Consider the following 1,327-nt stretch of genomic DNA (forward strand, 5'->3'; position numbering starts at 1 on the left):
CGGGTCCCGCCGGGAACAGCTCACCGCAGCCCACGCCGACATCGAACGGCATGAGGCGTCACTCCTGGCGCTTCTTGAGGCGGCAATAGCCCAGCTGCCGGCCGTGACAGTCCACTCCCGGGCCGCCGTCCGGACCTCGACGCTGCTGCTCACCTTCGACGGCCACGACGCTGCCGCGGCCAGCCAGTTCCTCGCCGAACGTGACATCCTGGTGCCCGCCAGCAACTTTTATGCGATTGAAGCGGTCGGCGTGCTGGGGCTGGGAGCGGCGGGCGGGCTCCGGGTGGGTCTGGCGCCCTACACCAACCTCGACGACGTGCAACGGCTGATCGAGGGGCTGACCGCGTTCCTCGCCTGACCGGGCCGCCGGTGCCCGGCCCAGAAGAGTGGCGCACCCGAGGACGCGGTGTTGGGCAACCACTACTGTGCGCCTACGCCACTCGGGTGGGGCGTCGCCTAGGCTTGACCCATGATTCTGCTCACCGGATTCGAGCCGTTCGGCGGCGAAACAGTCAACCCGTCCTGGCAGGCGGCGCAGCAGGCCGCCGAGGACCTGCGTGCTGACGGGGTCGATGCATTTGCGGTCGAGCTGCCCTGCACCTTTGGTGAAAGCATCGCCATCCTGCGTGCTGCGGTGTCCCTGCACCGCCCCAGACTGGTGTTCTGCGTGGGTCAGGCCGGCGGGCGAACGAGGATCTCGCTGGAACGCGTCGCGATCAACATCGACGACGCCCGCATCCCCGACAATGAAGGCAACCAACCCATCGATGCCCCGATTCGGGTCGGCGGACCGGCGGCGTATTTCTCGACCCTGCCGATCAAGCAGGCGTTGCAGGACTTGATCGAGGCTGGCATTGCCGCTGAAATTTCCCAGACCGCCGGCACCTATGTGTGCAATCACGTCTTTTACGGGCTCATGGACCAGCTGGCCACCACGACCGACCGCAAGAGTGACGGTCCTCGGGGTGGTTTCATCCATGTTCCCTATTCCGTGGAACAGGCAGCAGTTCACGGGGTTCCGGGAATGCCCGTTGCCGAGATGGCAACCGCGCTTCGCCTCATCGCGTTGACGAGCCAGCAGACGACGTCGGACCTGCGCCTGGCCGCCGGGGCGGAACACTAGGTCAGGTAGCCACCCGCGAAGCTAGGCCGCAGGTGCGATCCGCCAGCGGACCGTAACGCTACAGACGACGTCGGCCTCGCCTGGTTCGACGGGCATCGCTGATTGCTCAGCCAACATCACTTCGCGCATCAGGGGACGCGGAGAGTGTCCCGCCACCTCGGATACTTCCTCCACTGTGCCGAGGACGCATCCCGCCAGTTCGGC

2 protein-coding genes and 1 pseudogene are annotated in these 1,327 nt (G+C 66.5%); 2 read left to right on the forward strand and 1 reads right to left on the reverse strand.

Translation table 11 applies throughout. The features are described from left to right. Together K728_RS19440 and pcp are read left to right on the forward strand one after the other, a co-directional pair. The coding region (locus K728_RS19440) for an aminotransferase class V-fold PLP-dependent enzyme (protein ID WP_035748113.1) at window positions 1-358 on the forward strand (358 nt) is incomplete at its 5' end. A 111-nt stretch (window positions 359-469) separates the two neighbouring features. Beyond that, on the forward strand, window positions 470-1,123 hold the full coding sequence (gene pcp / locus K728_RS0113265; protein ID WP_019483406.1) for a pyroglutamyl-peptidase I: 654 nt from the start codon (window positions 470-472) through the stop codon (window positions 1,121-1,123). 21 nt (window positions 1,124-1,144) lie between these two features. Here the strand turns inward: pcp and K728_RS23300 are convergent. Next, window positions 1,145-1,327, reverse strand: a pseudogene (locus K728_RS23300) (SIMPL domain-containing protein); the annotation flags it as partial.

The sequence above is a fragment of the Arthrobacter sp. CAL618 genome, from assembly GCF_000468215.1.
Taxonomy (GTDB): Bacteria; Actinomycetota; Actinomycetes; order Actinomycetales; family Micrococcaceae; genus Arthrobacter_D.